At 70.0% G+C, this 19,165-nt stretch carries 25 protein-coding genes; 16 read left to right on the plus strand and 9 right to left on the minus strand.

All coding sequences use genetic code 11. The annotated features are described in order from the left end of the window. Together FV223_RS05025 and FV223_RS05030 are read right to left on the minus strand one after the other, a co-directional pair. On the minus strand, nt 1-443 hold a 443-nt coding region (locus tag FV223_RS05025), incomplete at its 3' end, for an ATP-binding cassette domain-containing protein (RefSeq protein ID WP_147725771.1). Nucleotides 444-473: 30 nt separating this feature from the next. Continuing rightward, the gene (locus tag FV223_RS05030) at nt 474-698 is read right to left on the minus strand and encodes a hypothetical protein (RefSeq protein WP_147725772.1); all 225 of its coding nucleotides are present in this window, start codon (nt 696-698) and stop codon (nt 474-476) included. On the opposite strand from FV223_RS05030, the gene FV223_RS05035 reads away from it, so the two are divergent. Next, on the plus strand, nt 681-1,058 hold the full coding sequence (locus FV223_RS05035) for a hypothetical protein (protein WP_147725773.1): 378 nt from the start codon (nt 681-683) through the stop codon (nt 1,056-1,058). The two genes, FV223_RS05030 and FV223_RS05035, sit on opposite strands and share 18 nt — an antisense overlap. Nucleotides 1,059-1,380: 322 nt before the next feature. On the opposite strand, the gene rpsD is transcribed toward FV223_RS05035, so the two are convergent. Further along, nucleotides 1,381-1,998 (minus strand): 30S ribosomal protein S4, encoded by a 618-nt coding sequence (gene rpsD / locus FV223_RS05040; RefSeq protein ID WP_147725774.1) that lies wholly within the window; start codon nt 1,996-1,998, stop codon nt 1,381-1,383. A 360-nt stretch (nt 1,999-2,358) separates the two neighbouring features. Here rpsD and FV223_RS05045 point away from each other — a divergent pair, with 360 nt between their 5' ends. Continuing rightward, a complete protein-coding gene (locus tag FV223_RS05045) occupies nt 2,359-2,685 on the plus strand; it encodes a hypothetical protein (protein ID WP_147725775.1) in 327 nt (108 codons plus the stop codon). A gap of 16 nt (nt 2,686-2,701) precedes the next feature. Here the strand turns inward: FV223_RS05045 and FV223_RS05050 are convergent, their stop codons facing one another. After that, nucleotides 2,702-3,466, minus strand: coding sequence for an alpha/beta hydrolase (locus FV223_RS05050; protein ID WP_147725776.1), 765 nt, complete (start codon nt 3,464-3,466; stop codon nt 2,702-2,704). A gap of 122 nt (nt 3,467-3,588) precedes the next feature. Here FV223_RS05050 and FV223_RS05055 point away from each other — a divergent pair, with 122 nt between their 5' ends. Further along, complete coding sequence (locus tag FV223_RS05055; RefSeq protein WP_147725794.1) at nt 3,589-4,419, plus strand: FkbM family methyltransferase; 831 nt, start codon at nt 3,589-3,591, stop codon at nt 4,417-4,419. Nucleotides 4,420-4,469: 50 nt separating this feature from the next. Here FV223_RS05055 and FV223_RS05060 read toward each other — a convergent pair whose 3' ends face one another. Both FV223_RS05060 and sfsA read right to left on the minus strand, forming a co-directional pair. After that, a complete protein-coding gene (locus FV223_RS05060; protein ID WP_147725777.1) occupies nt 4,470-5,075 on the minus strand; it encodes a Uma2 family endonuclease in 606 nt (201 codons plus the stop codon). Nucleotides 5,076-5,156: 81 nt separating this feature from the next. Further along, on the minus strand, nt 5,157-5,873 hold the full coding sequence (sfsA, locus tag FV223_RS05065; RefSeq protein WP_147725778.1) for a DNA/RNA nuclease SfsA: 717 nt from the start codon (nt 5,871-5,873) through the stop codon (nt 5,157-5,159). A gap of 122 nt (nt 5,874-5,995) precedes the next feature. Here sfsA and FV223_RS05070 point away from each other — a divergent pair, with 122 nt between their 5' ends. From FV223_RS05070 to folK, 13 genes are all read left to right on the plus strand, one after another. Further along, nucleotides 5,996-6,736, plus strand: coding sequence for a molybdopterin-binding protein (locus FV223_RS05070; protein WP_147725779.1), 741 nt, complete (start codon nt 5,996-5,998; stop codon nt 6,734-6,736). Nucleotides 6,737-6,779: 43 nt separating this feature from the next. After that, a complete protein-coding gene (locus FV223_RS05075; RefSeq protein ID WP_147725780.1) occupies nt 6,780-7,655 on the plus strand; it encodes a formate/nitrite transporter family protein in 876 nt (291 codons plus the stop codon). Between the two features lie 189 nt (nt 7,656-7,844). Beyond that, a complete protein-coding gene (locus FV223_RS05080; protein WP_147725781.1) occupies nt 7,845-9,467 on the plus strand; it encodes an ATP-binding protein in 1,623 nt (540 codons plus the stop codon). Beyond that, on the plus strand, nt 9,464-10,168 hold the full coding sequence (locus FV223_RS05085; protein WP_147725782.1) for a response regulator transcription factor: 705 nt from the start codon (nt 9,464-9,466) through the stop codon (nt 10,166-10,168). Before FV223_RS05080 ends, FV223_RS05085 begins: the two co-directional genes overlap by 4 nt. A 212-nt stretch (nt 10,169-10,380) precedes the next feature. Continuing rightward, nucleotides 10,381-10,470: a pyrroloquinoline quinone precursor peptide PqqA gene (gene pqqA, locus FV223_RS05090; RefSeq protein WP_055889187.1), complete on the plus strand. Its 90-nt coding sequence runs from the start codon at nt 10,381-10,383 to the stop codon at nt 10,468-10,470. A gap of 45 nt (nt 10,471-10,515) precedes the next feature. Then, nucleotides 10,516-11,415 (plus strand): pyrroloquinoline quinone biosynthesis protein PqqB, encoded by a 900-nt coding sequence (pqqB, locus tag FV223_RS05095; protein WP_147725783.1) that lies wholly within the window; start codon nt 10,516-10,518, stop codon nt 11,413-11,415. Between the two features lie 151 nt (nt 11,416-11,566). Continuing rightward, the gene (pqqC, locus tag FV223_RS05100) at nt 11,567-12,646 is read left to right on the plus strand and encodes a pyrroloquinoline-quinone synthase PqqC (RefSeq protein ID WP_147725784.1); all 1,080 of its coding nucleotides are present in this window, start codon (nt 11,567-11,569) and stop codon (nt 12,644-12,646) included. Further along, nucleotides 12,643-13,788, plus strand: coding sequence for a pyrroloquinoline quinone biosynthesis protein PqqE (gene pqqE / locus FV223_RS05105; protein WP_147725785.1), 1,146 nt, complete (start codon nt 12,643-12,645; stop codon nt 13,786-13,788). Before pqqC ends, pqqE begins: the two co-directional genes overlap by 4 nt. Beyond that, nucleotides 13,785-14,513: a hypothetical protein gene (locus FV223_RS05110; protein WP_147725786.1), complete on the plus strand. Its 729-nt coding sequence runs from the start codon at nt 13,785-13,787 to the stop codon at nt 14,511-14,513. The genes pqqE and FV223_RS05110 overlap by 4 nt, the downstream gene beginning before the upstream one ends. Continuing rightward, nucleotides 14,494-14,859, plus strand: coding sequence for a hypothetical protein (locus tag FV223_RS05115; RefSeq protein WP_147725787.1), 366 nt, complete (start codon nt 14,494-14,496; stop codon nt 14,857-14,859). The genes FV223_RS05110 and FV223_RS05115 overlap by 20 nt, the downstream gene beginning before the upstream one ends. Before the next feature lie 206 nt (nt 14,860-15,065). Beyond that, nucleotides 15,066-15,845, plus strand: coding sequence for a dihydropteroate synthase (folP, locus tag FV223_RS05120; RefSeq protein ID WP_244030297.1), 780 nt, complete (start codon nt 15,066-15,068; stop codon nt 15,843-15,845). After that, nucleotides 15,842-16,216, plus strand: coding sequence for a dihydroneopterin aldolase (folB, locus tag FV223_RS05125; protein ID WP_147725789.1), 375 nt, complete (start codon nt 15,842-15,844; stop codon nt 16,214-16,216). Before folP ends, folB begins: the two co-directional genes overlap by 4 nt. Beyond that, entirely contained in the window at nt 16,213-16,686 is a 474-nt protein-coding gene (gene folK, locus FV223_RS05130) for a 2-amino-4-hydroxy-6-hydroxymethyldihydropteridine diphosphokinase (protein ID WP_147725790.1), read from the plus strand. Before folB ends, folK begins: the two co-directional genes overlap by 4 nt. A 77-nt stretch (nt 16,687-16,763) precedes the next feature. On the opposite strand, the gene xoxJ is transcribed toward folK, so the two are convergent. The 3 genes from xoxJ to FV223_RS05145 form a co-directional block, all read right to left on the minus strand. Beyond that, entirely contained in the window at nt 16,764-17,618 is an 855-nt protein-coding gene (gene xoxJ, locus FV223_RS05135) for a rare earth element methanol dehydrogenase accessory protein XoxJ (protein ID WP_147725791.1), read from the minus strand. Then, nucleotides 17,618-18,229: a c-type cytochrome, methanol metabolism-related gene (locus FV223_RS05140; RefSeq protein ID WP_147725792.1), complete on the minus strand. Its 612-nt coding sequence runs from the start codon at nt 18,227-18,229 to the stop codon at nt 17,618-17,620. Before FV223_RS05140 ends, xoxJ begins: the two co-directional genes overlap by 1 nt. Nucleotides 18,230-18,369: 140 nt before the next feature. After that, nucleotides 18,370-19,165: PQQ-binding-like beta-propeller repeat protein (locus FV223_RS05145; protein ID WP_147725793.1), on the minus strand; the 796-nt coding region annotated here is incomplete at its 5' end.

Raw genomic sequence — 19,165 nt, forward strand, 5'->3', positions numbered from 1 at the left:
ACGCCGACGCGCTGGCGCTGTCCGCCGGAGAGCGCGTCCGGGCGGCGGTCGCGGTAGAGCGCCGGATCGAGCCCGACGAGGCCGAGCATCGCATCGACGCGCGCCGCGATCCGCGTCTTCGGCCAGCCGAGCAGCTCGGGCACGGTCGCGACGTTCCGCGCGACGCTGCGGTGCGGGAACAGGCCGATGCCCTGGAGCACGTAGCCGATGCCGCGCCGAAGCGCGATCGGGTCGACGGCCGCGACGTCGTGCCCGCCGAGCATGATGCGGCCGGCATCCGGCTCGATCAAGCGGTTGACCAGGCGCAGGGTCGTCGACTTGCCGCAGCCGGACGGCCCGATCAGCACGCAGGTGGTGCCCTCGGGGATCGTCAGGTCGAGCCGGTCGACGGCGGGGCCGGGCGCCCCGGCGAAGTGCTTGGAGACGCCCTCGAACCGGATCACCGCCGGCGCGGCGCGCTCGGACCCGTGCCCTCAGCAGCCCTTGCAGATCGAGGACATCGAGTTGCGCGTGCGGGCGTCCCAGGCCTTGTCGCGGGCGGCCGAAGCCTTCTGCGCCTTGATCATCTCGGCCTCGTTCGCCGCCTTCATCGCGGAGGCCTTGCTCGCCTCGCTGGCGGGGGGCGCGCCGGACGGCTCCAAGACGAGATCGGCGCGATCCTCAAGCGCCTGTCCAAGACCGTGCTGATCGTCACCCACGACATCGACGAGGCGATGCTGATGGGCGACCGCGTCGTGCTGATGCGGGCTGGCCGCGTCGTCCAGGCCGATGCGCCGCAGGCGCTGCTGGCCGCGCCGGCCGACCCGTTCGTCGCCTCCTTCGTCGGCGAGGATCGGGCGCTGCGGCGCCTCGCGCTGCTCACCGTCTCCGAAGCCGCCGAGCCCGGAACGGCCGCCGACGCGCCGGAGATCGCGGACACGGCGACGTTGCGCGATGCGCTGTCCATGATGCTGGCAGGCGGCCGCACCCGGCTCGCGGTCGCCGGTCCCGCCGGGCCGCACGTGGTGACGCTCGATGCGGTCCGGCGGGCGGGCGCGGTCGGCAAGCGCGAAGCCTGATACCGAACGGCTCGGCCGTCGCCGGTTCTGCACAGGCGATCCGGCCTGCCCCGACCCGGCACTTCCGACCCGCGCCGTCGTTCCGGGTCCGCGCAGCGGAGCCCGAAAGCCAGAGTCGCCGAAGCGGCAGGTGGGAGCACGACCTGCGGTTCCGAATTCCGGGCTCGCCACCGGCGCTCCGGAATGACGGGCGGCTATGACGGGCGACGGAGGGACGCGTGAACGCGCGCGAGCGCGCGACACGTCCGCCCCCTGGACATGGAAAAGGGCCGCCCTTTCGGACAACCCTTCCCAGCGGCACGACGGTGATCCGTCGATCGGCTCAGCGCGAGTAGAACTCGATCACCAGGTTCGGTTCCATCTGCACCGGGTACGGCACCTCGGTCAGGCCCGGCACGCGGGTGACGCGGGCGGTCATCTTCTGGTGGTCGACCTCGATGTAGTCCGGCACGTCGCGCTCGGGGAGCTGCGAGGCGACGACCACGATCTCGAGCTGGCGCGAGGCTTCCTTGACCTCGATCAGGTCGCCCGGCTTCACGAGGTAGCTCGGGATGTTGACCCGGCGCCCGTTGACCTTGATGTGGCCGTGGTTGACGAACTGGCGGGCGGCGAACGGCGTCGCCACGAACTTCGAGCGGTACACCACGGCATCGAGGCGGCGCTCGAGCAGGCCGATCAGGTTCTCGCTCGAGTCGCCGCGCAGGCGGATCGCCTCGGCGTAGTAGCGGCGGAACTGCTTCTCGGTGATGTTGCCGTAATAGCCCTTGAGCTTCTGCTTGGCGCGCAGCTGCGTGCCGAAGTCGCTCATCTTGCCCTTGCGGCGCTGGCCGTGCTGGCCGGGGCCGTACTCGCGGCGGTTCACGGGGCTCTTCGGGCGGCCCCAGATGTTCTGGCCCATGCGGCGGTCGAGCTTGTGCTTGGCCTGAATCCGCTTCGACATATCGCGTGTCCTCTCGCAAACGAGATAGTGAGGAACGCGCCCTCCTCTTCCCGCCGGCCTTGCGGCCCGGGACGACAGAGCCGCCTCGAAGGCGACTCACGGGTGCGTATGAAAACGCCAAGCGGCCCCTGAAGGAGCCGCGGTGACGAGCGGTTCGTAGTCGAGGCGGCCGGGCCGGTCAATCCTAAGCCCCCGCCCGCGCCTCTCGACCGGCCGCTGCCGCGCCGGGAAACGCGCCGTCCCGTATCCTTGACCGTACGTCCCAAACGCGTCGGGACCGCCTGCGCGCGCCTGGACCGCGAACGGCCGGGCCGGCATGCCTCGTCGCTGGACTTCACGCCACTGCCTGGACGACGATTGATGAACCGTGCCCTCTCTACGCTCCTGCTCGCCTGCGCGCTTGCCGGCCCGGCCCCCGCTTCGGCCGAGACGCCCGAGGAGCTCGCCTTCGGCTTCGGCCAGTTCACGGGCGCCGCCACCTTCTGCAAGATGCCGAAGGATCAGGTCTCTCAGCTCGCCGACACCATGCTCACGGGCTCGGGCATCGACACCGGCGGCCCGAGCCCGGCGATGACCCGCTTCAAGGAGGGCGTCGCCGACGGCGTGCGCTCGATGTCGGCGCCCGACGCGGCCACCTGCGCCGAGGTGAAGTCCGCCTTCGACGAGGCTTATGCGAAGCTGAAGTGACGCGGCCGCGCCGGCCTCAGGGCCGCGCGGCGAGGAAGGCCAGCACGCCGTCGCGATGCGGCTTGGCGCCGACGGCGGAGCTGTGGTCGCGGCCTTCGAGCTCGAGGCTTCGCGCGTTCGGCATCAAGGCCGCGAGGCCCGGGCCGGAGCCCGCGACGGTGTCGAGGGTGCCGACGCTGACGAGAACCGGCACGTCGATCTGCCCGATCTCGGCGCGCGACAGCGTCTGGCGCGAGCCGCGGATGCAGGCGGCGAGCGCGCGCAGGTCGCTCTTCGTCTGCTCGGCGAAGGTGCGGAAGGCGGCGGCCGTCGGGTTCGCCGCCTTCGCGCCCGCCGGCGCCTCCAACGCCTCGGCGATGCCGGAGGGCAGGCCCTTGCCCTCGACGAGATGCAGGCCGAGGCCGCCGATCAGCGCCGAGCGCACCCGCGCGGCGTGGTCGAGGGCGAGGTGCGCGGTGATGCGCCCGCCCATCGAGTAGCCCATCACGTCGGCGCGCTCGATCCCGAGATGGTCGAGGAGGCGCACGGCGTCGCCGGCCATGTCCTCGGAGCCGTAGCGGGCCGGGTCGTAGAGCTTCTCGCTCTCGCCGTGGCCGCGGTTGTCCAACGCGATGGTGCGGTAGCCGGCCTGCGTGAGCGTGCGCACCCACGTCGTGTTGACCCAGTTGACCACGTGGTTCGAGGCGAAGCCGTGGATGAGCAGGATCGGGTCGCCGCAGCCGCCGGAGGCCGGCACGTCGATGTAGGCGATGCGCACGCCGTCCGAATCGAAGCTGTCCATGGTCGCCGCTCCCCATCACGCGTACCGGCCCGCGCGGTCCGTGCCGGCTGTAAGAGCCGCGGCGCCGATCGGCAACGCGCGTGATGCTTGCCCGCGGGCGGCGCGGCTGGCATCAGCCCGGCATGAGCGACCTTCAGCCCTACGGCACCTACGCCCCGGCCGGTCTCGTCGCGGCGATCGCCCGGCGGACCGTGCGGATCTCGCCCGAGTCCTGGCGCGGACGGCGGATGGCGATGTTCATGCGCCGCCTCGCGATCACGCTGATGCGCGGCAAGCCCCTCGACGTCGAGCGCCTCGGCGCCCGGATGCGGCTGCACCCCTACAACAACAACTGCGAGAAGAAGGTGCTGTTCACGCCGCAATTCTTCGACCCGCAGGAGCGCGCCCTGCTCAAGGCGCGGCTTCGGCCGGGCTGCGTCTTCCTCGACATCGGCGCCAACATCGGCGCCTACGCCTTGTTCGTGGCCGCGTTCGCCGGCCCGCAGGCGCGGATCGTCGCGGTTGAGCCGCAGCCCGACGTGTTCGACCGGCTGACCTTCAACATCGCGCAGAATGCATTCCATTCGGTCAAGGCCGTGGCCTGCGCGGTCGCCGACAAGTCCGGCGAGCTGACGCTGTTCGTCGATCCGCGCAATCGCGGCGAATCGAGCCTCAAGATCGTCGGCACCAACGAGAGCGCGCAGATCAAGGTGCCTGCGGTGACCCTGATGGACCTCGTGCGCAGCGAGGGCCTGACCCGGATCGACGCGATCAAGCTCGACGTGGAGGGCGCCGAGGACCTGATCCTCGAGCCGTTCCTGCGCGAGGCGCCCCCTGCCCTGCTGCCGACGCTGCTGGTGATCGAGGACGGCACCGACCAGTGGCAGATCGATCTGCCCAAGCTCCTGGAAGGCCACGGCTACCGCGAGATCGGCCGCACCCGGCTGAACCGGATGTTCGAGCGGAGCGCCTGAGCAGGCTCCGATCGCAAAACCGGCCGCCGGTTTCACCGATCCTGCGAGGATCAGGTCGGCGCCGCGCGCCGCGGGTCGAGATGCGTGTTCTCGTAGAGGTCGCCGACCGTGCAGATCGAGCCGAGCCCGGCGAATTCGATCACGTCGCCGGCCGAGCGGAGCACCCGGACCGCCCAAAGGTCCGCCGCGTCGCGCTCGTGGATCGTCACCGCGACCGCATCCTGGTCGACGATCACGATGCAGCGGTTCGGCGGGTGGTCCCGATAGAACCGGAGCTTGCTCGCCAGGATGCGCCCGCGGTCGCTCGCCGACGGCACCTCCATCACGAGATGGAAGCGATCCGTGAAATTGCGCTCGGTGTCTATGTCGGTGTCGATCACCGTCACCTCGGGCTCGGGTCGATAGGGCGAATCCGGCGAGACCTCGATCCCGATCTCGCGGTCGGCGTGCCATTCCGGGCGGCGGCTCCTGAGCGCCGCGTTGAGATGGCGCTCGAAGTTGCTGGCGATGCGCTGATGCCCGATCCGCGGTGCCGCCGACTGCATGGGAAGCCCCGCGATCAGTTCCCATCGCTCCTCCGACGGACGCGTCTCGAGGAACTCGCGGAAGTCGGCGACATCGAACAGGACGGGTTCACGGATCGCGCGATCGGCCATCGGGATGCCTCGGGCGGCCGGAGCGCACGCCGCAGCCTCGCCACCACCGTACCATGCGCCGGGGAGCGCGGAAAACGCGCGTCAGGGCGGCGTGACGATCGGGATCGCGTCGGCGATCGTCACGCCCTCCCGGTCGATTCGGCAGCGATAGGCGTAGGTCTCGACCCCCGCCGCACGCGCCAAGCGAAAAGCCCGGTCGAAGGCGGGATCGATGTCGCGGGCGACGTCGAAGGCGTCCGCCCGCATCTGGACCACGACGATCACCATCGCGCGCCCGCCGGCCGCGACGACCTCGGCGAGGTCCCGCATGTGCCGCGCGCTGCGGGCGGCGATGCAGTCGGGAAACTCGGCGAGGGCCGCCCGCCGCATCAGGTGGCAGTTCTTCACCTCGACGTGGACCGGCGGCAGCCCCTCGCCGCTCGTTACGAAGTCGACGCGGCTCGCCGCGCCGTAGCGGACCTCCGCCCTCAATGCCGCGTAGCCGTCGAGCGGCGCGAGACCGCCGGCGGCGAAGGCCTCGGCGACGAGCGCGTTCGGGAGCATCGTGTTGATCCCGACCCATTGCGGGCCGCCGGGCAGGTCGGCCTCCACCAGCTCCCAGGAATACTTCAGCTTGCGCGTCGGGCCGTCGGCCGGCGAGAGCAGCACCCGGTTGCCGGCCGCGTTCAGGCCCATCATCGCGCCGGGATTGGCGCAATGTGCCGTGACGCGCGTGCCGTCGGCGAGGTCCACGTCGGCGAGGAAGCGCTTGTAGCGCTGCACCAGGCGGCCTTCGATCAGGGGTTCGGGAAAGCGCATGGGGTCCGGGCTGCGTCGCGGTGGCGGTCCATAGCCGACAGGCGCCCGCGCATGAAAGCGCCGTCGGTGGTCGCGCAGCCGCCGCCGCGCTATCTGCGGCGGGACCGAGGACGGCGAGCCCCATGACAATCGATTCCACGAGCATCACCGCCGCGATCCTGGTGATCGGCGACGAGATCCTGTCCGGCCGGACGAAGGACAAGAACATCGGCACGATCGCCGACTATCTCACCGCCGTGGGCATCGACCTGCGCGAGGTTCGGATCGTCCCCGACGAGCCGGACGCCATCGTCGGCGCCGTGAACGCGCTCCGGGCCGGCCACACCTACCTGTTCACCACCGGCGGCATCGGCCCGACCCACGACGACATCACCGCCGATTGCGTCGCCAAGGCCTTCGGCGTCGGCATCGACGTCGATCCCCGCGCCAGGGCGATGCTGCTGGAGCGCCACAAGCCGGAGGACCTGAACGCGGCGCGCCTGCGCATGGCGCGGATCCCGGACGGCGCGGACCTGATCGCCAACCCGATCTCGAAGGCGCCGGGCTTCCGCATCGGCAACGTCTTCGTCATGGCCGGCGTGCCGTCGATCATGCAGGCGATGCTCGACCAGATCGGCCCGACGCTGCCGACCGGCGCGCGGATGCTGTCCGAGACGGTGGAGGCCGGCAACCTGCCCGAGGGCAACTACGCCGCCGACCTCGCCGAGATCGCGAAGGCCTACGCCGACGTGTCGATCGGCTCCTATCCGTCGATGACGAAGGACGGGTTCGCCAACCGCATCGTCGCCCGCGGCAAGGACGCCGCCTCGGTGGCGCGCGCGCGGGCCGAGATCGAGGCGCTGGTGTCGCGCCTTCGCGGCTGACGGCCGATCCGTCCCTGAATCCGGTTCGTGGAGCGTTTGCGTGATGGCCGAGCCGAAGCAGGACGACAAGGAAGCTCGGCGCGACGCGCACAAGGAGGCGGTGGCCGGGATCGGTCGCCCCGACGCCTTCGTCCTGCACGAGGTGATCCGGCGCGAGGGCAACGAGGAACTGCGGCGGAACGGGGGGGCGCTGTTCCTCTCGGCCTTCGCGGCGGGGCTCAGCATCGCGCTCTCGCTGATCGTGCCGGGGGTGCTCAAGACCCACCTGCCCGAGGGCGAGTGGACCAAGATCCTGACGACGATGGGCTACGCGGTCGGCTTCCTGGTGGTGGTGCTCGGGCGCCAGCAGCTGTTCACCGAGAACACCATCACGCCGATCCTGCCGCTGCTGCACGACCGCTCGGCCAAGACCGCGTGGCGGGTGCTGCGCCTGTGGATCGTCGTGCTTGCGGGCAACATCCTGGCGACGCTGGCGATCGCCGCCGTGCTGGCCCATTCCGGCGCGTTCGAGCCGTCGGTGAAGGCGGCCTTCGCCGAGATCAGCCATCAGGCCATCGCGTTTCCGTTCTGGGACACGGTGCTGAAGGCGATTTTCGCCGGGTGGATGATCGCCCTGATGGTGTGGTTCCTGCCGGCCACCGGGACCGCGGCGCCGTTCGTGATCTTCCTGATGACCTGGCTGGTCTCGCTCTGCGGGCTCGCCCACATCGTCGCCGGCTCGGTCGAGGCGTTCTACCTCGTGGTCACCGGCGCGGCGACGATGGGCGAGTACGCCGAGCGCTTCTTCGTGCCGACGCTGCTCGGCAACGTCTTCGGCGGCATCACCCTGGTCGCGGTGCTGAATTACGGCCAGGTCGCGCCCGAGGTCGAGGAGAGCCGCGAGGTCGAGGAGGCCGAGGGCGGCCCGAGCCAGGACTGAGAGGGGGACTGCATCCGCTTCGCGACGGAGAGGCGTGACAGGGCGCGGCCCGTGTTGGCTTTCGCGCTGAAACGACCCAAAACCCTCTCTCGAAATGCGGGGGTCGCGTCCGTGCCCGGTTCTCGACGCGGTCGCGCCCTGAGGAAACCGAGGACGAGGAGCGCCGCGCATGCGGCCGGGAATGGGACGATGCGCTCGCTGAAGGTCCGCTTCGCCTTGCTGCTCGGGTCGATCGCCCTCGTCGTCGTCCTGGCGGCGGCGGGCGTGCTCGCGGCGATCGGGGCGGCCGAGCGCACCATCGACCGGACGCTGGCGGCGCAGGGCCGCCTCGAGCTTCTGGCCGAGCTGTCGGGCCGGATGACGCAGTTCGGCATGGCGGCGGTCGAGACCATCGGCAATCCCGATCTCGCACCGGAGGCGATGGGGATCGCGCGCAGCAACGTCGACCGGGCGCTCACGACCGTCGACGAGGCGCTGTCGAGATCCGTCGCCGGCAGCGACGACCCGCAGGACCGGATGCAGTACGCCCTGCGAAGCCGCCCGATGGCGCAGCTGCGCGCCGCCCGCGTGATCCTCGACCGGCAGGTGGCGCAGATCGTCCGCCAGACCGATCCGGAGAAGCGTCAGAACTCCATTAAGGGCGCGCTCAACGGCTTCGGTGCGATGACCGGCCAGCCGCTCTCGTTCCTGATCGAGGCAGAGCGCCGCAGCATGGTGCTCGGCTCGGATGCGGCGCGCGACCTCTCGCAGCGCCTGCGGATCGCGGCCGCGCTGGCGGTGCTCGCGGCGCTCGGCCTCGTCGTGCTGCTGTGGCGCAGCATCACCCGCCCCACCCTGGCGCGGATCGAGGCGGTGCGTCGCGCCGCGGGCGCCATCGGCGGCGGCAAGCTCGACACGCGTCTCTCCGTCGCGACCCGGGACGAGCTCGGCCTGCTAGTCGCCAACGTCAACCGCATGGCCGCGCGCCTGTCCCGGCGCGAGGGCCGCGTCGCCGCCGACCGCGCGGCCCTGGAGGACACGGTGGAGGCGCGCACCGCCGACCTCCGCGCCGCCAATGCGCGCCTCGAGGCGGTCGACCGGTCGCGACGCCGCTTCTTCGCCGACGTCAGCCACGAGCTTCGCACTCCGCTCACCGTCATCCTCGGGGAATGCGACCTCGCGGCCCGCGCTGGACCGCGCATCACCGACCACGCCCCCGCCTTCGCCACCATCCGGAAGCGCGCGATGCGCCTCAAGCTGCGCGTCGAGGATCTTCTGCGGGTGGCGCGCTCGGAATCGGGCGAGATCGAGCTCGACCGCCGCGCCCTCGAGCTCGCGCCGGTCCTGGCCGAGGCGGTCGACAACCTCGCCTCGGAGGGCGCCCGCCGCCGCGTCGCGCTCGCGTTCGAGCCGGGCCCGCGGAACCTGGAGGTGCTGGCCGACCGGGAATGGCTGCGCCAGGTCGTCGAGAGCCTGATCGACAACGCCCTGCGCCATGCCACCGGCCTCACCCGGGTCGAGGTCGCCCTGTCCGGCGGCGGCACGGCGCCGGCCCGCATCACCGTCACCGACGACGGGCCGGGTTTCGGCGACCGCGAGCAGAGCCTGTTCGAGCGCTTCCGCCGCGGCGACCGCCCGGCGGAGATGGGGTTCGGGATCGGATTGGCCCTGGCGCGCTGGCTGATCGAGCAGCATGATGGCACCATCGTTCTCGGCGCCGGCGAGAACGGCGCCGGGGCGCGGGTGACCCTGGAGATCCCGCTCCTCGACCTGACGCTCGACGACGTGACGAGCCGAGACGAACGACAGATTCGGAAGGACGACGCGGCATGACGCGAATCCTCGTGGTCGAGGACGACATCGACATCCGCGGCCTTCTCACCCGCGGCCTTGAGGCAGAGGGGTTCTCCGTCGGCACCGCCGGCTGCGTCGGCGACGCGCTCGCGTCGGCGCGGAACGAGAGCCCCGAGGCGGTGGTTCTCGACATCACCCTGCCCGACGGCTCGGGGCACGACGTCTGCCGCAGCCTGCGCGAGGGCGGCTATCCCGGGCCGATCCTGTTCCTCTCGGCCCGTGACGAGATCCGCGACCGCGCCGAAGGCCTCGCGCTCGGCGCCGACGACTACATCGTAAAACCGTTCGTCTTCGACGAGCTGGTGGCGCGGCTGCGCACGCACCTGCTGCGCCGGCAGGCGGCGGAGGGGCCGCGCACGCTGATCAACGCCGGCAAGCTCGTTCTCGACCTCGACACCCGCCAGGTCACCTGCGGCGATGCCTCAGCCCGCCTGACCCCGCGCGAGGCCGAGCTTCTGGCCATGCTGATGGAGAGCGTGAACCGCCCGGTCACCCGAGCCGACATCTTCGAGCGGCTGTGGGCGAGCCAGGGCGGCCTCTCCCTCAACGTGGTCGACGTCTATGTCGGCTACCTACGCTCAAAAATGGCCGACTTCGTCCGGCACGGCGGCCCGCTTCTGGTCACGGTGCGCGGCCGCGGCTTCATGCTGGACTCGCGTGGGCCGGACTACCGGCACTGACGCTCGCCACGGAGACGTCGCGTCCCACGGGAGCCTGCGACGCCGAAGCCTCACAAAAAATTTGGGAGCATTAGGCAATTTAGTGCTTGATGCTGGGGCCGGAATTGCGGATACCCGTGCCGCGCCGGAAAACAAAAGCGCCATCAGTGTCTTAGGGTACTCTTAAGTTTACCTTTCGGCACCGGATGTTCGTAATCAGACGGAGAAACACCATGACCTGGGCTGCCCCGATCGTTTCCGAAATCTGCGTCGGCATGGAAGTCACCAGCTACGAGTCCGCCGAGATCGACACCTTCAACTGAGGTGTTGCGCCGAGCTGAGGGTTGTTGGCTGCATCGGACCACTCCATGCGCGTCCTGATCCTCGGCTCGGCTGCCGGCGGCGGGCTTCCCCAGTGGAATTGCCGTTGCCCGAACTGCCGGCTCGCCCGCAGCGAGCCCGACCGCGTCAGGCCACGGACCCAGTCGAGCATCGCCGTCTCCACCGATGGCGGGGATTGGCTCCTGGTGAACGCCTCGCCGGACATCCGGCAGCAACTCTTCGACAACCCGGCGATGCATCCGCGGGAGGGCCTGCGCCACTCGCCGATCCGCGCCGTGCTGCTCACCAACGGCGACGTCGATCACGTCGCCGGCCTTCTGACGCTGCGCGAGGGCCAGCCCTACACGCTATACGGCACCGGCAGCATCCTCGGCTCGGTCGCCGAGAACCGCGTCTTCGACGTGATGGCCGAGGGCGTCGTCGTCCGGGAGGCGATCACGCTCGGCCAGCGCTTCGAGCCGCTGCCGGGACTTGCGGTCACGCTGTTCTCGGTGCCCGGCAAGGTCCCGCTCTGGCTCGAGGATGCCGATCTCGAGCTCGGCGCCGAATCCGAGAGCACGGTCGGCGCGATGATCGAGGCCGGCGGCCGCCGCCTCGCCTACATTCCCGGCTGCGCCCGCGTCACCGAGGATCTGAAGGCCCGGATCGGCGGGGTCGACGCGCTGCTCTTCGACGGCACGGTGCTGCACGACGACGACATGATCCGCGCCGGCGTCGGCACCAAGACCGGATGGCGCATGGGGCACGTGCCGATGCGGGGCGACGGCGGCTCGGTCGCCGGCCTGAAGGATGTCGCGATCGGTTCGCGCGTCTTCGTCCACATCAACAACACCAACCCCGTCCTCGTCGAAGGCTCGCCCGAGCGCGCGGCGGTCGAGGCGGACGGATGGGTCGTCGCCCATGACGGGCTCACCCTGAGCCTCTGACGGCGACGACCGGGCGCGGTTGGCATTTGACGGCCCCGCGACCTATCTCATGACGGGACGTGCGCGATTCGATTGCGCCGCGAAGCCGCCGCCAGACGCGGTGATCGACAGACGACTAGGAAACGCCTCCGAACGGACGCTTGGTGACGCCATGAACGCAGTGTTCCCGACCCCTCAATCCGACACGTCCGAGCGCCTGCTCAGCCCCGACGAGCTCGAGGCGGCGCTGCGCGACATCGGCGCCCGGCGCTACCACAACCTGCATCCGTTCCACCGCCTGCTGCACGACGGCAAGCTGAGCAAGGATCAGGTCCGGGCCTGGGCGCTGAACCGCTACTACTACCAGGCGATGATCCCGGTGAAGGACGCCGCGGTGCTGGCGCGGATGACCGACGCCGCGCTCCGCCGCGTCTGGCGCCAGCGCATCGTCGACCACGACGGCGACGCGCCGGGCGACGGCGGCATCGAGCGCTGGCTGAAGCTCGCCGAGGGCGTCGGCTTCCGGCGCGACTACGTCGAGTCGACCGCCGGCATCCTGTCGGCCACCAAGTTCTCGGTCGAGGCCTACGTGCACTTCGTCGCGGAGCGCTCGCTGCTTGAGGCGATCGCCTCGTCGCTCACCGAGATGTTCTCGCCGAACATCATCTCCGAGCGCGTTTCGGGCATGCTGAAGAACTACGACTTCATCACCAAGGAGACGCTGGCGTACTTCGAGAAGCGCATGACCCAGGCGCCGCGCGACGCCGACTTCGCCCTCGACTACGTCAAGCGCCATGCCACCACGCCCGAGCTGCAACGTCAGGCGATGGCGGCGCTGACCTTTAAGTGCAACGTGCTGTGGACCCAGCTCGACGCGCTGTACTTCGCCTACGTCGCGCCCGGGATGATCCCGCCCGACGCCTGGACGCCCGGCACCGGGCTCGTCGCCGAGACGCAATCGGGGGCACCCGGCACCGGCCGCCTGTCGGCGACCGACGTGCCGCGCCTGCCCCGCGGCGTGCGGATGCGGTTCGACCAGACCCGCGACAAGCACGTGCTGCTCGCCCCCGAGCGCACCTTCGACCTCGACGCCAACGCCGTCGCGGTCCTCAACCTCGTCGACGGCAAGACCAGCGTCGCCGCCATCGCCGACCGGCTCGGCGAGACCTACGCCGCCGACCCGCGCGCGATCGAGGTCGACGTGCTGGCCATGCTGAACGACCTCGCCGGAAAGAGGGTGCTGGAGCGATGAACGCGCTGACCCCGAACGCGGCGGCGATCCCGGCCCCGGTCGGGCTGCTCGCCGAGCTGACGCACCGCTGCCCGCTGCGCTGCCCGTACTGCTCGAACCCGCTCGACCTCGACCGACGCTCGCGCGAGCTCGACACCGCGACCTGGCAGCGGGTGCTGACCGAGGCCGCGGGCCTCGGCGTGCTCCATGTCCACCTGTCCGGCGGCGAGCCGACGGCGCGCAACGACATCGTCGAGATCACCGAGACCTGCGCCAAGCTCGGGCTGTACTCGAACCTGATCACCTCCGGCGTCGGCGGCGCCCTGTCCAAGCTCCAGGCGCTCTACGACGTCGGCCTCGACCACGTGCAGCTCTCGGTGCAGGGCGTGGACGCGGCCAACGCCGAGAAGATCGGCGGCCTGAAGAACGCGCAGCCGCAGAAGATGGAGTTCGCTGCCAAGGTGACCGAGCTCGGCCTGCCGCTGACGCTGAACTCGGTGATCCACCGCGGCAACATCCACGAGGTCGAGGGCTTCATCGACCTCGCGGTGAAGCTCGGCGCCAAGCGCCTCGAGGTGGCGCACACGCAGTATTACGGCTGGGCCTACGTCAACCGCGCCGCGCTGATGCCGAACAAGGCCCAAGTCGATCAGTCGATCCGCATCGTCGAGGCGGCCCGCGAGCGCCTCAAGGGCCAGCTCGTCATCGATCTCGTCGTGCCGGACTACTACGCGAAGTACCCGAAGGCCTGCGCCGGCGGCTGGGGCCGCAAGCTGATCAACGTGACGCCGCAGGGCAAGGTGCTGCCGTGCCATGCGGCCGAGACGATCAGCCATCTCGAGTTCTGGCACGTGACCGAGCATTCGCTCGGCGACATCTGGGCGAACGCCCCGGCCTTCACCGCCTATCGCGGCACCGACTGGATGCAGGAGCCCTGCCGCTCCTGCGACCGGCGCGAGAAGGATTGGGGCGGCTGCCGCTGCCAGGCGCTGGCGCTCGCCGGCGATGCGGCGGCGACGGACCCCGCCTGCTCGCTGTCGCCCCTGCACGCCAAGGTGCGGGCGCTCGCCGTCGAGGAGGCGGCCGAGACGCCGCCCGACTACACCTACCGGACGATCGGGGCCAATATCCCGGCGCCACGCAAGGAGGACGCCCTCTCGTGAAGTGTTTCGTGATCGTCGCTGCGCTGCTTGCCGCGACCCCGGCGCTCGCCGTCGAGGGGGCGCCCGCCGCCCCGGCTCCTGCCCCCGCCGCAGCCGCGCCGGAACAGGCGAACGCCGCGGCGCCCCCGAGCGCGGCCGACCTGCTGTTCGAGCAGCCGCAGCTGAAGAACGCCGCCGCCGGCTCGACGCTGACCTACGACTACCTGCGCCGGTCCGGCATCGCGAAGGGCCCGTTCGGGCCGCCGCTCGACGACACGATCAAGCTCACCCTCGAGCCGGGCACGGGCGGCGACGGCCGCAACATCGCCGTCGAGATGTTCTCGGGCACCAACCGGTTCCCCGCCGGCCCGTTCGAGGACATGTCCGGCAACCCGGTGATCCCGCTGTTCCTGGAGAACCACCTGACCAATCTCGCCCGGGTGCTCCAGGCCAACCCGCGCTACCTGAAGCTCGCGATCCGCAAGGGCCTTCGCGACGGCGCCACCGTCACGCCGATCAAGGTCGACTACAAGGGCCGCTCGGTCGACGCCTGGCAGGTGGTGTCCAGGCCCTTCCTCGGCGATGGGATGGCCCAGCGCATGCGCGGCATGGACAACATGACCTACACCTTCGTCACCTCTCCCGAGGTGCCCGGCGAGATCGTCTCGATCGAGGCGCAATCGAAGAATGCCGAGGGCGGCGAACTCTTGGAGGAGCGGCTGAGCTATGATCAGAAAGCTGGTTGAGGGCTTTGCCCTGTCCGGTGTCGCGCTGACGATGCTGGCGATGCCGGTCGTCGCGGCGGATGCCGAGAACGACTACCCGACCGACGCGCGCGTCGATTACGTCTTCGGCTGCATGGCCGCCAACGGCCAGACCCGCGAGGCGATGCAGCGCTGCACCTGCTCGATCGACCAGCTCGCGGCGATCCTGCCCTACGACAAGTACGTGCAGGCGAGCACCGTGCTCTCGATGCGCCAGGGCATCGGCGCGCGCTCGAACGAGTTCAAGTCGACCAAGGTGTTCGACGACAAGGTCGCCGACCTCCGCCGCGCCCAGGCCGAGGCCGAGATCCGCTGCTACCGCGGCTGAGGCGTCGCCCAGGAACCTTGGAGAGGCCGCCCGGTACCGGGCGGCCTTTTCTCATGGCAACGGGCGCCGTTGCTTCGCCCGGAAAAACCGGCCACATCGACGCGGCGGGAGCCGCCCGCGACGAGCCAGAGAAGCGACGCCCCTTGAGCCATCGACCCGCCGCCCTCGCCGGCTTGCTGCCCGAACTGGGCCGGCGGACCCTCGTGATGGGCATCCTCAACGTCACGCCGGATTCCTTCTCGGATGGCGGCCGCTTCGTCGGCGAGGAAGCCGCCTGCCGGCAGGCCGACGCGCTGGCTGCCGAGGGCGCCGCGCTTGTCGATATCGGCGGCGAGTCCACCCGCCCCGGCCACGTTCCGGTGCCGGCCGAGGAGGAGCAGGCCCGCGTCCTTCCGGCGATCCGGGCCCTGGCGAACCGGCTCTCCGTCCCGATCTCGATCGACACCTACAAGGCCTCGACCGCCGAGAGCGCGCTGGCGGCCGGCGCCCGCATCGTCAACGACGTCTGGGGCCTGCAGCGCGAGCCCGACATCGCCCTTGTCGCCGCCGACCACGGCGCGCCGGTGATGATCATGCACAATCGCGAGACTGTCGACGCCGACCTCGACATCGTCTCGGACATGCTGCGCTTCTTCGAGGTCTCGCTCGGCATCGCCCGCCGGGCCGGCATCCCCGACGGCGACATCGTGCTCGATCCGGGCATCGGCTTCGGCAAGAGCTGGAACCAGCACCTCGAAGCGCTGCGGCGCCTGCCCGAGATCCGCGCCCTCGGCTTCCCCATCCTCGTGGGCGTCTCGCGCAAGTCGCTGCTCGGCCGGCTGCACGACCGCGAGACCGCGCCGGCCGACCGGCTCAACGGATCGCTCGCGGCGCATGCGCTTGCCGCGACGCTCGGCGCCGACATCGTCCGCGTCCACGACGTCGCCGCCCATGTCGACGCGATGCGCGTGGTCGACGCCGTCCTGCGCCCGGGAGACCGCCGATGAGCGACCGCATCCTCGTCGAGCGCATCGCGGTCTTCGCCCATCACGGCGTGCTGCCCGAGGAGACGCGCCTCGGGCAGCGCTTCTACCTGTCGCTCGATGCGGCCCTCGACCTGGCGCCCGCCGGCCGCTCCGATGACGTGACGCGGACGGTGAGCTACGCCGACCTCGCCGCCATCGCGGTCTCGATCGCCACCGAGCGGCGCTTCGACCTGATCGAGGCGCTGGCCGAGGCGATCGCCGGCGAGATCCTGGCGCGGTTTCCGGCTCTCGAGGCGATCACCGTCCGGGTCGACAAGCCGAGCGCGCCGGTTCCCGCGAACCTCGACGGGATCGCGGTCCTGATCACCCGCAGGCGGGAGGCCCGGGCATGACGCAAGCCTATCTCGGCCTCGGCAGCAACATCGGCGACAAGGCCGGGCATCTCGCCGCCGCGGTGCGGGGTCTCGCGGCGGTTCCCGGCATCCGGATCACCGCGCGGTCGTCCGACTACCGCACCCCGCCCTGGGGCGAGACCGATCAGGACTGGTTCCTCAACGGCGCCCTCGCCATCGAGACCGACCTCGACCCGCACGCCCTGCTCGATACCTGCCTCGGCGTCGAGCGCGATCTCGGCCGCATCCGCGAGCGCCGCTGGGGGCCGCGCGTGATCGACATCGACGTGCTGTCCTATGCCGGCGCCGAGGTCTCGGACGAGCGCCTCGTCCTTCCGCACCGCTACGTCCGCGAGCGCGCCTTCGTGCTGGTGCCGCTCGCCGAGATCGCGCCCGACCTCGTCATCGGCGGCGAGACCGTCGCCGACGCGCTGGCCAAGCTCGACCGCAGCGGCATCGAGCGGAACTGAACGCATCCCGGAACGACGAAGGGCCGGGCGTTCGCCCGACCCTTCGCGAGTGTTATGATATCCTGTCGACGACGCGTTCAGTGCGCGTTCGGCGCGAGCAGCTTGTTCTCTTCCTCTTCGAGCAGCGGCACGTCGAAGTCGCGAAGCACCGCTTCGATGTCGGAGCGGCGCTTGCGCAGGATGGTGTTCAGCGACCGCTTCCAGTCGTTCTCGCCGATCCGTACCGCCATGGCGATGCGGTAGCTCATCGGCGGGCGATCCGGCTCCTTCAGGAGCGGAATCACGTCCATCGCCGTGCCGCTCTGCTTGGCCAGCCATCCGGCGGACGGTCCCCAGAGCACCGCGGCGTCGATCTGCCCGGCCGCAAGGTCGGACACGATCTCGGCACCCACCGTCTGGTTCTTGCGTGCCGGGTCGAGCTGATACGGCGCGTAGGCCTTCATGCTCGAGATCAGGCCGAGGTCGCCCATCCGGTTGACCGGCGGCGTTCCGGCGATGACGCCGATGCGCTTGCCCTTGAGCTTGGGGTCGTCGAGCCCGGACACCCCCGCCAGATCGCCCTGCTTCACGATGAGCGTGTAGACCGAGCGATAGTACGGATTGGTGTTCTGGACGCCCTCGCTGCCGAGGGCCGACCCGACGATCAGGTCGCACAGGCCGGTGCCGAGGGTGTTGCGGACGAAGCCGGGCCCCTGGGTCAGCCAGTAGTAGCGGACCTTGATCTTCAGCTCGTCGGCGATGATCGCCGCGATGCGATTCTCGAAGCCGTCCTCTTTGCGCTCGGAGAACGGCATGTTGCCCGGGTCGCCGCAGACGCGAAGCACGTCTGCGGTGACGAGATCGGGGACGTTCTGCGCCGCCGCGTCCCGCACCCCTACCAGGAGAGGCAGGAGCGCGATCGCGACGGCAGCGTGGGTGCGTGCGCGGCGCATCAGCCGCCCATGCACTCCTTCTCGGCCTTCTTGGCGGCCTCGGGCTTGTCTTCCTTGTCGCCCGGGCGGACGCGGCCCATCGCGCCGGAGGCGCGGGCCTTCAGGTAGACGTAGAGGTCGTCCGAGTAGCACATGACGTTTTTGTTATCGCCGAAGGCGGGCATGACCTTCTGGTCGGACGAGCTCACGTCCTGCTTGCCGCCGGCCAGGATGCCGATGAACTCCTCGTAGGAGAGGTGCTTGAGCGAGTCCTTGAGCGCCGGCGCGTAGGTCGAGCCCATGCCGTCCGGGCCGTGGCAGACGTGGCACTCGGCGTGATAGCGGCGGTAGCCGGAGTAAGTGTACCAGTCGAACTTCTTGCCCGCGTCGGTGATGTGGAAGGTCGGGTGACCTTCGGCATCGAAGTACTTGCCCTCTTCGACCTTCACCGCGGCATCCTTCTTGAGGAGCTTGTCGTCGGGCTCGGCCGACTTGTCGTCGGTGTTCAGCGAGTTGGCGAGGGCGGGATCGGCGGGCTTGGCATCCTCAGCATGTACGGCGACCATCGAGACGGACGCTAGGGCGAGGGCGGCCAGGAACGGCCGCGTGACGGATTTGCTGAGGTAATGCAACGCAAAAATCTCCCTGGGACCTGAAGGTCGAGCCGCTCTCAGGCGGCCTTTCGCAGCCTTCTTGAGGGCATTCTAATCATAAGAATGCCGGCGCGGAAACCCGCGCCGGCACTCATTTCAGAGCGGCTTCGTGCGACCGATTAGTTCGGCAGCGCGAAGACGGTGAGCTGACCACCGAGGTTGGTGTAGCTCGAGAGGGCGGCGTAACCACCCACCGCGCCGAGACCGGCGTTCGGGTCGGTCAGGCCGGCCGCGAGGCCGATGCCGGCCCAGCCACCGACACCCGACAGGATGCCGACGTACTGCTTGCCCTTGTGCTGGTAGGTCATCACGTTGCCGATGATGCCCGACGGGGTCTTGAACTTGTACAGCTCCTTACCCGTCTTGGAGTCGACGGCCTTCAGGTAGCCCTCGAGCGTGCCGTAGAAGACCACATCGCCGGCGGTGGCGAGAGCGCCCGACCAGACCGAGAACTGCTCGGCGTTCGACCACTTGATCTTACCCTCGACGCCGTCCCAGGCGATGAAGTTACCCATGCCGCCATGGCTGTTCGGCGCGGGGTACATCGACAGGGTCGCACCGACGTAGGGCTGGCCCGGGGTGTAGGTCACCCGGAACGGCTCGTAGTCCATGCAGACGTGGTTGGTGGGCACGTAGAACAGGTTGGTCTTCGGCGAGAACGCAGCAGGCTGCTGGTCCTTGGTGCCGAGGGCCGCCGGGCAGATACCCTTGGAGTTGGTATCCTCGCCGTTCTGCTCGGTGGAGTACTTGGCCTGGACGAGGGGGCGACCGTAGGTCTTGGAGCCCTTGTCCATGTCGACCTTGGAGGCCCAGTTGACGACCGGGTCGAACTTCTCGGCGACGAGGAGCTCGCCGGTGGCGCGGTTGAGGGTGTAGCCGAAGCCGTTGCGGTCGAAGTGGGTCAGCAGCGGGGTC

It is taken from the genome of Methylobacterium sp. WL116, from assembly GCF_008039455.1.
GTDB lineage: Bacteria > Pseudomonadota > Alphaproteobacteria > Rhizobiales > Beijerinckiaceae > Methylobacterium.

Bases quoted from the DNA above. Each gene is read 5' to 3' on its own strand.
- rpsD (WP_147725774.1), bottom strand. From the start codon at position 1,998: ATGTCGAAGCGGATTCAGGCCAAGCACAAGCTCGACCGCCGCATGGGC.
- FV223_RS05045 (WP_147725775.1), top strand. From the start codon at position 2,359: ATGAACCGTGCCCTCTCTACGCTCCTGCTCGCCTGCGCGCTTGCCGGC.
- FV223_RS05050 (WP_147725776.1), bottom strand. From the start codon at position 3,466: ATGGACAGCTTCGATTCGGACGGCGTGCGCATCGCCTACATCGACGTG.
- FV223_RS05055 (WP_147725794.1), top strand. From the start codon at position 3,589: ATGAGCGACCTTCAGCCCTACGGCACCTACGCCCCGGCCGGTCTCGTC.
- FV223_RS05060 (WP_147725777.1), bottom strand. From the start codon at position 5,075: ATGGCCGATCGCGCGATCCGTGAACCCGTCCTGTTCGATGTCGCCGAC.
- sfsA (WP_147725778.1), bottom strand. From the start codon at position 5,873: ATGCGCTTTCCCGAACCCCTGATCGAAGGCCGCCTGGTGCAGCGCTAC.
- FV223_RS05070 (WP_147725779.1), top strand. From the start codon at position 5,996: ATGACAATCGATTCCACGAGCATCACCGCCGCGATCCTGGTGATCGGC.
- FV223_RS05075 (WP_147725780.1), top strand. From the start codon at position 6,780: ATGGCCGAGCCGAAGCAGGACGACAAGGAAGCTCGGCGCGACGCGCAC.
- FV223_RS05080 (WP_147725781.1), top strand. From the start codon at position 7,845: ATGCGCTCGCTGAAGGTCCGCTTCGCCTTGCTGCTCGGGTCGATCGCC.
- FV223_RS05085 (WP_147725782.1), top strand. From the start codon at position 9,464: ATGACGCGAATCCTCGTGGTCGAGGACGACATCGACATCCGCGGCCTT.
- pqqA (WP_055889187.1), top strand. From the start codon at position 10,381: ATGACCTGGGCTGCCCCGATCGTTTCCGAAATCTGCGTCGGCATGGAA.
- pqqB (WP_147725783.1), top strand. From the start codon at position 10,516: ATGCGCGTCCTGATCCTCGGCTCGGCTGCCGGCGGCGGGCTTCCCCAG.
- pqqC (WP_147725784.1), top strand. From the start codon at position 11,567: ATGAACGCAGTGTTCCCGACCCCTCAATCCGACACGTCCGAGCGCCTG.
- pqqE (WP_147725785.1), top strand. From the start codon at position 12,643: ATGAACGCGCTGACCCCGAACGCGGCGGCGATCCCGGCCCCGGTCGGG.
- FV223_RS05115 (WP_147725787.1), top strand. From the start codon at position 14,494: ATGATCAGAAAGCTGGTTGAGGGCTTTGCCCTGTCCGGTGTCGCGCTG.
- folP (WP_244030297.1), top strand. From the start codon at position 15,066: ATGGGCATCCTCAACGTCACGCCGGATTCCTTCTCGGATGGCGGCCGC.
- folB (WP_147725789.1), top strand. From the start codon at position 15,842: ATGAGCGACCGCATCCTCGTCGAGCGCATCGCGGTCTTCGCCCATCAC.
- folK (WP_147725790.1), top strand. From the start codon at position 16,213: ATGACGCAAGCCTATCTCGGCCTCGGCAGCAACATCGGCGACAAGGCC.
- xoxJ (WP_147725791.1), bottom strand. From the start codon at position 17,618: ATGCGCCGCGCACGCACCCACGCTGCCGTCGCGATCGCGCTCCTGCCT.